Source organism: Shouchella oshimensis, assembly GCF_004375095.1.
Taxonomy (GTDB): Bacteria; Bacillota; Bacilli; order Bacillales; family Bacillaceae_D; genus Shouchella; species Shouchella oshimensis.
Window position 1 is genome coordinate 772,141 of the sequence record NZ_SNUX01000004.1, and the last position, 7,860, is coordinate 780,000.

A 7,860-nucleotide genomic window follows, 5' to 3' on the forward strand; every position below is an offset into this window, starting at 1 on the left:
GAGGAGGACTAAGGATGTAACTTAGTCTGTTGCGGAGGTTTTTGTATGGCTGAAGAAGATGTGTCGAGACTTAGAGAACGATTAATTGATGAAGAGATGAAAGAATCATTCATGGATTATGCCATGAGTGTTATTGTTAGCCGAGCACTTCCTGATGCACGAGATGGAATGAAGCCGGTTCACCGCCGTATTCTATATGCAATGTTTGAATTAGGAATGACTCCTGACAAACCCTTTAAAAAATCGGCAAGAATTGTTGGAGAAGTTTTAGGAAAGTATCACCCACACGGAGATTCTTCTGTATACGATACGATGGTTCGTATGGCGCAAGATTTTAGCTATCGTTATATGCTCGTTAACGGACATGGAAACTTTGGATCTATTGATGGAGATTCAGCGGCAGCGATGCGTTACACAGAATCAAAGATGTCAAAAATCTCAATGGAGCTTGTGCGTGATTTAAACAAGGACACAGTTGACTTTGACGATAACTATGATGGGACGGAGCGCGAGCCTAAAGTATTGCCAGCAAGATTTCCAAACCTTTTAGTGAACGGTACTTCTGGTATTGCCGTTGGAATGGCGACGAACATTCCTCCTCACCAGCTAGGGGAAGTAATTGATGGTGTGCTTGCATTATCGAAAGACCCAGAGATAACCATTCCAGACTTAATGGAGCACATTCCTGGTCCTGATTTTCCAACTGGTGGAGAAATTTTAGGACGTTCTGGAATTCGTAAAGCGTACACGACTGGTCGCGGATCCATTATGGTACGAGCAAAAACAGAAATCGAAGAAAATAAAGGCAAGCAGTCTATTATTGTGACTGAACTTCCTTACCAAGTAAATAAAGCGCGGTTAATTGAAAAAATTGCCGAACTCGTTCGTGATAAAAAAATAGAAGGTATTACGGAGCTGAGAGATTCATCTGACCGTAATGGGATGCGCATTGTGATTGATGTCCGTCGTGACGCAAACCCGAACGTCATTTTAAATAATTTATACAAGCAAACGGCTTTGCAGACAAGTTTCGGGATTAATATGTTAGCACTCGTTAACGGCAAACCTGAAGTATTGAATATCAAGCAGGCGTTAGAACATTATTTAGCACACCAAGTAGAAGTCATTCGTAGACGGACCCAATTTGATTTAAATAAAGCAGAGGCTCGTGCACACATATTAGAAGGGCTGCGTATAGCCTTAGATCATATTGATGAGATTATCGCGCTAATTCGTGCATCAGCAACAGCTGAAATTGCACGTAATGGATTGATTGAACGCTTTGAACTTAGCTATGATCAGGCGCAAGCCATTTTAGATATGAGATTACAAAGACTAACTGGTCTTGAACGAGATAAGTTAGAACAAGAGTATCAAGAAGTAATGGCCCGTATTGCAGAGCTAAGAGCCATTTTAGCCAGCGAAGAACGTGTGTTAGAAGTCATTCGCGAGGAATTAGAATTGGTCAAGCAGAAATTTAATGATGAACGTAGAACGGTTATCTCAATGAGTGAAGAACATCTTGAAGATGAAGATTTGATTCCTCGTCAAAATATCGTCATTACCATTACGCATAACGGATATGTGAAGCGTCTACCAGTTTCCACGTATCGAGCGCAAAGACGTGGTGGTAAAGGAATACAAGGAATGGGAACAAATGACGATGATTTTGTTCAACATTTGTTTATAACAAATACGCACCATACTATCTTATTCTTTACGAACAAAGGAAAAGTATATCGCTTAAAAGGGTATGAAATTCCTGAATTGGGACGAACGGCAAAAGGAATCCCAGCCATTAATCTCCTGCAAATTGAACCAGGTGAAACGATCAGTACAGTTATTCCAATTGAAGAATTTGACGACAACTCATACTTATTCTTCTTAACGGAACATGGTATTGCGAAGCGAACAACGTTATCCGCATTTGCAAATATCCGTAAAGGCGGTCTGTTTGCTATTAACTTGCGTGAAGGCGACTCATTGCACGGTGTCCGTTTAACCGACGGGGATCGAGAGATGATGATTGGCACAAGGCAAGGTATGGCTATTCGTTTCCATGAGACGGATGTTCGTGACATGGGACGAACTGCTGGTGGTGTAAAAGGGATCACTCTTTCAAATGATGATGGTGTAGTTGGAATGGATGTTATTAACGAAGACCAAAAGGTGCTTGTTGTAACAGAAAAAGGGTATGGAAAACGAACAGAGCTGGATGAATACCGTGTTCAGAGCCGAGGCGGTAAAGGCATTAAGACATGTAACGTAACCGACAAAAACGGTCCGCTTATCTCATTGAAAATGGTAGGCGAAGACGATGACATTATGATTGTAACGGCGAATGGAATTATTATTCGTACCACTGTCGAGGGTATTTCAACAACCGGAAGAAATACACAAGGGGTTACGCTCATTCGTGTTCAGGAAGGCGAAGAGGTAGCAACAGTTGCCCGCGTTAACATTCAGGATGAAGATGTAGAGGATCTTGAGGATAGCGAAGAATTAGAAACGACAGATGCTACAAATGCTATAGAAGAAACAACTGAATCGAATGAAGAATAAAGAAACTGTCCTTTTGGACAGTTTCTTTTCGTCTTAAAGGATTGGGTAAGCTGGTTCAAGTCGAGGATGAGCATAATAGGGAGGTCTAGGTCCTATTTTTGGAACTAGCCAGGATTCCCCTAAATAGTGCATACGCTCGTGTTCTGATGGATCGTTCGTTGTAAGCAGGGTGACTTCGGGATAAAAGGTAAACTTCATGAGACTTCTCCTCCTTTTTCACTTACTATATGCAAAGTCGATACGAGAGAAGTATGTCTCTCAATAAAAAGACGTGCACGTAGGTAATCGCCTATTCATAGTGTAAGACTATTGAGGTGATGAGATGACGAATGAATCTGACAAAAAGCGTGAGATGGAAGAGCTTCAACAATGGTTTAAAACATATATGAAAGAAGGAACATATCCCTTATATCCTAGTTATGGGAAGATTACACGCTATGAGGAACTAAATTTAACAGGACCTGAACAAAGACAATTGGAACAGCCGGGAATTGAGTCACTAATGGTACCACTTCCTATTATAGAAAATGAGCAATACAAAGGTTCTGGCAAGCTAGAGGATAAAGTCGCCATTATTACAGGTGGTGATAGTGGCATTGGGGCGGCAGCGGCCATTGCGTTTGCAAAGGAAGGTGCTGACTGTGTCATTAGTTATTTACATGAACATGAGGATGCCTACCGAACGAAGAATAGGATCGAGGAATTAGGACGCCGTTGTCTACTTATTTCTGGTGATGTAAGTTTAAAAGAAAAAAATGAAGAAATTGTGCGACGTGCGATTGAGGCATTTAAAAAGATTGATATTGTTGTTAACAACGTTGGTATCCAGTTTCCCCAGCAATCAATTACCGATATAACGGACGAACAATTTGATCACACGTTTAAAGTGAATGTGTACTCGCATTTCTACTTAACGAGAGCTGCTATGCCCTATTTAAAATCTGGAAGCTCTATTATTATGACATCCTCCGTCGTAACGTATGTAGGGGAACCACAGCTTGTTGATTATACGGCGACAAAGGGAGCGAACGTAGGATGGACGAGAGCTCTAGCGAAACAAGTCGGAAAGAACGGGATACGTGTAAATGCAGTAGCACCAGGTAAGATTTGGACGCCGCTTATTCCATCTAGCTTTACAGCAGATGATAATGCCTTACCAGTAGATAATGTAGTAGGAAGAGTTGGTCAACCTTTTGAGTTAGCACCCACGTATGTGTATTTAGCATCAGATGATTCTCGGTTTGTGACTGGCCAGGTTTTACATGTTGATGCAGGACAATCAACAAATAGTTAATGTAAATAGATTTAATCGAATACAAAGGCTCTCTAATTAGACAGAGAACAGCATGCTAGCAGATGCTGTTCTTTTTAGTTGAAAAGGAACTATGGTGTATCAACAAATCTAGTTTACGTAAAAGGACAGCGTGGTTGCTCGAAACTTAATGGGTAGAAAAAATAAATTAAATAAATTCATAAATACAGTTGACGGTTTATTAATAGAATGATATATTATTAATTGTCCTCTTAAGAGAGGCGCAAACAACTTACCATTTCTTTTTAAAAAAAGTTGTTGACTTTATACGAGAGAAAATGGTATATTAGTTGAGTCGCCAAGAGAGATCGAGGCGCAAACGAGTTCTTTGAAAACTGAACAAAAGCCAAGCGTAAAAAGAGATACAAGGTATCTCGTCAATGAAGTTAGACACAGCTTTAAATTGTGCAAATGAGCAAGTCAAACACTTTTAACGGAGAGTTTGATCCTGGCTCAGGACGAACGCTGGCGGCGTGCCTAATACATGCAAGTCGAGCGGACAGAAGGGAGCTTGCTCCCGGACGTTAGCGGCGGACGGGTGAGTAACACGTAGGTAACCTGCCCCTTAGACTGGGATAACTCCGGGAAACCGGAGCTAATACGGGATAATAAAGAGAATCACCTGATTCTCTTTTGAAAGACGGTTTCGGCTGTCACTAAGGGATGGGCCTGCGGCGCATTAGCTAGTTGGTAAGGTAACGGCTTACCAAGGCGACGATGCGTAGCCGACCTGAGAGGGTGATCGGCCACACTGGGACTGAGACACGGCCCAGACTCCTACGGGAGGCAGCAGTAGGGAATCTTCCGCAATGGACGAAAGTCTGACGGAGCAACGCCGCGTGAGTGAGGAAGGCCTTCGGGTCGTAAAGCTCTGTTGTGAGGGAAGAACAAGTACCGGAGTAACTACCGGTACCTTGACGGTACCTCACCAGAAAGCCACGGCTAACTACGTGCCAGCAGCCGCGGTAATACGTAGGTGGCAAGCGTTGTCCGGAATTATTGGGCGTAAAGCGCGCGCAGGCGGCTTCTTAAGTCTGATGTGAAATCTCGGGGCTCAACCCCGAGCGGCCATTGGAAACTGGGAAGCTTGAGTGCAGAAGAGGAGAGTGGAATTCCACGTGTAGCGGTGAAATGCGTAGATATGTGGAGGAACACCAGTGGCGAAGGCGACTCTCTGGTCTGTAACTGACGCTGAGGCGCGAAAGCGTGGGGAGCAAACAGGATTAGATACCCTGGTAGTCCACGCCGTAAACGATGAGTGCTAGGTGTTAGGGGTTTCGATGCCCGTAGTGCCGAAGTAAACACATTAAGCACTCCGCCTGGGGAGTACGGCCGCAAGGCTGAAACTCAAAGGAATTGACGGGGACCCGCACAAGCAGTGGAGCATGTGGTTTAATTCGAAGCAACGCGAAGAACCTTACCAGGTCTTGACATCCTTTGACCACTCTGGAGACAGAGCTTCCCCTTCGGGGGCAAAGTGACAGGTGGTGCATGGTTGTCGTCAGCTCGTGTCGTGAGATGTTGGGTTAAGTCCCGCAACGAGCGCAACCCTTGATCTTAGTTGCCAGCATTTAGTTGGGCACTCTAAGGTGACTGCCGGTGACAAACCGGAGGAAGGTGGGGACGACGTCAAATCATCATGCCCCTTATGACCTGGGCTACACACGTGCTACAATGGATGGTACAAAGGGCAGCGAAACCGCGAGGTGGAGCCAATCCCATAAAGCCATTCTCAGTTCGGATTGTAGGCTGCAACTCGCCTACATGAAGCCGGAATTGCTAGTAATCGCGGATCAGCATGCCGCGGTGAATACGTTCCCGGGTCTTGTACACACCGCCCGTCACACCACGAGAGTTTGTAACACCCGAAGTCGGTGAGGTAACCTTTTGGAGCCAGCCGCCTAAGGTGGGACAAATGATTGGGGTGAAGTCGTAACAAGGTAGCCGTATCGGAAGGTGCGGCTGGATCACCTCCTTTCTATGGAGTATTTACTCTAGTCGATGTATGACCTCGGGTCATATAGCGCTTTGGATCTTTTGTTCAGTTTTGGAAGAATTCCTCTTCCAATTGAAAATGCGAAGGTAATGGATACCACGCTAAGAACGCCACGTCCTGTGGCAACGCCTGGTACCTACATCCTGTAGGCATGGTTCTTTGAAAACTAAATCATAATCAATCAACTCAAATTAGTTTTGTTCATCGGTGTTACAACTGTTTGAACGAGACGTCAAGAATTCATAAACCTTTTAGGTTAACCAATTGACAAAGAGACCCGAGTAGATCAAGGATGGGAAATGCTTGATGGAAGGAGCGTAGTTCGCTACGTAACTGACAGAAAGACAGGAACCAGACGAAGAGATACGATGGGAATCTGAAGTGAAAATGGATAAGTTAGAAAGGGCGCACGGTGAATGCCTTGGCACTAGGAGCCGATGAAGGACGCGACGAACAGCGATATGCTTCGGGGAGCTGTAAGTAAGCTTTGATCCGGAGATTTCCGAATGGGGGAACCCACCATCCGTAATGGGATGGTACTCCTGCCTGAACACATAGGGCAGGGTGAGGCAGACCCGGGGAACTGAAACATCTAAGTACCCGGAGGAAGAGAAAGCAAATGCGATTTCCTGAGTAGCGGCGAGCGAAACGGAATCAGCCCAAACCAAGAGGCTTGCCTCTTGGGGTTGTAGGACACTCTATACGGAGTTACAAAGAAACGGAGTAGGTGAATTGTCTGGAAAGACAAGCCGAAGAAGGTAACAGCCCTGTAGCTGAAACTTCGTTTCCTCCAGAGTGGATCCTGAGTACGGCGGGACACGTGAAACCCCGTCGGAATCCGGGAGGACCATCTCCCAAGGCTAAATACTCCCTAGTGACCGATAGTGAACCAGTACCGTGAGGGAAAGGTGAAAAGCACCCCGGAAGGGGAGTGAAAGAGATCCTGAAACCGTGTGCCTACAACTAGTCAGAGCCCGTTAACGGGTGATGGCGTGCCTTTTGTAGAATGAACCGGCGAGTTACGATAACGTGCAAGGTTAAGCTGATGAGGCGGAGCCGTAGCGAAAGCGAGTCTGAATAGGGCGAGTGAGTACGTTGTCGTAGACCCGAAACCGGGTGATCTACCCATGTCCAGGGTGAAGGTCGGGTAACACCGACTGGAGGCCCGAACCCACGCATGTTGAAAAATGCGGGGATGAGGTGTGGGTAGGGGTGAAATGCCAATCGAACTCGGAAATAGCTGGTTCTCCCCGAAATAGCTTTAGGGCTAGCCTCGAGTGATGAGTTTTGGAGGTAGAGCACTGATTGGACGAGGGGTCCCCACAGGATTACCGAATTCAGTCAAACTCCGAATGCCAAAAACTTTAACTCGGGAGTCAGACTGCGAGTGCTAAGATCCGTAGTCAAGAGGGAAACAGCCCAGACCATCAGCTAAGGTCCCCAAGTATACGTTAAGTGGAAAAGGATGTGGAGTTGCTTAGACAACCAGGATGTTGGCTTAGAAGCAGCCATCATTGAAAGAGTGCGTAATAGCTCACTGGTCGAGTGACTCTGCGCCGAAAATGTACCGGGGCTAAACGTATCACCGAAGCTATGGCAATCCCAGTAGGGATTGGGTAGGGGAGCGTTCCAAGGACTGTGAAGCTAGATCGTGAGGACTAGTGGAGTGCTTGGAAGTGAGAATGCCGGTATGAGTAGCGAAAAGAGGGGTGAGAATCCCCTCCGTCGAAAGCCCAAGGTTTCCTGAGGAAGGCTCGTCCGCTCAGGGTTAGTCGGGACCTAAGCCGAGGCCGAAAGGCGTAGGCGATGGACAACAGGTTGATATTCCTGTACCACCTCGTATTTGTTTGAACGATGGGGGGACGCAGAAAGGTAGGGTGAGCGCGCCGCTGGCTGTGCGCGTCGAAGCATGCAAGGCTGGAACATAGGCAAATCCGTGTTCCGTGAAGGCTGAGCTGTGACCGTGAAGGACCCAAGGGTCCGAAATCCC

At 46.0% G+C, this 7,860-nt stretch carries 3 protein-coding genes and 2 rRNA genes (1 of these 5 only partly in view); 4 read left to right on the top strand and 1 reads right to left on the bottom strand.

Annotated features, from left to right (window positions below; genetic code table 11):
• The first annotated feature begins 45 nt into the window (after window positions 1-45).
• Entirely contained in the window at window positions 46-2,562 is a 2,517-nt protein-coding gene (gene gyrA, locus E2L03_RS19345; RefSeq protein ID WP_038484754.1) for a DNA gyrase subunit A, read from the top strand.
• A gap of 33 nt (window positions 2,563-2,595) precedes the next feature.
• Here the strand turns inward: gyrA and E2L03_RS20620 are convergent, their stop codons facing one another.
• Complete coding sequence (locus E2L03_RS20620) at window positions 2,596-2,760, bottom strand: hypothetical protein (protein ID WP_166740383.1); 165 nt, start codon at window positions 2,758-2,760, stop codon at window positions 2,596-2,598.
• A gap of 124 nt (window positions 2,761-2,884) precedes the next feature.
• Here E2L03_RS20620 and E2L03_RS19350 point away from each other — a divergent pair, with 124 nt between their 5' ends.
• The 3 genes from E2L03_RS19350 to E2L03_RS19360 form a co-directional block, all read left to right on the top strand.
• Window positions 2,885-3,856 (top strand): SDR family oxidoreductase, encoded by a 972-nt coding sequence (locus E2L03_RS19350; RefSeq protein WP_134260155.1) that lies wholly within the window; start codon window positions 2,885-2,887, stop codon window positions 3,854-3,856.
• A 448-nt stretch (window positions 3,857-4,304) separates the two neighbouring features.
• Window positions 4,305-5,852: ribosomal RNA gene (locus tag E2L03_RS19355) — 16S ribosomal RNA — on the top strand.
• A gap of 407 nt (window positions 5,853-6,259) precedes the next feature.
• A 23S ribosomal RNA gene (locus E2L03_RS19360) occupies window positions 6,260-7,860 on the top strand; it runs 1,336 nt beyond the window's last position.
• The 16S and 23S rRNA genes sit together here, the layout of an rRNA operon.

Excerpts from the sequence above, each read along its gene's own strand:
- E2L03_RS19350 (WP_134260155.1), top strand. The coding sequence starts at position 2,885 with ATGACGAATGAATCTGACAAAAAGCGTGAGATGGAAGAGCTTCAACAA.
- E2L03_RS20620 (WP_166740383.1), bottom strand. The coding sequence starts at position 2,760 with ATGAAGTTTACCTTTTATCCCGAAGTCACCCTGCTTACAACGAACGAT.
- gyrA (WP_038484754.1), top strand. The coding sequence starts at position 46 with ATGGCTGAAGAAGATGTGTCGAGACTTAGAGAACGATTAATTGATGAA.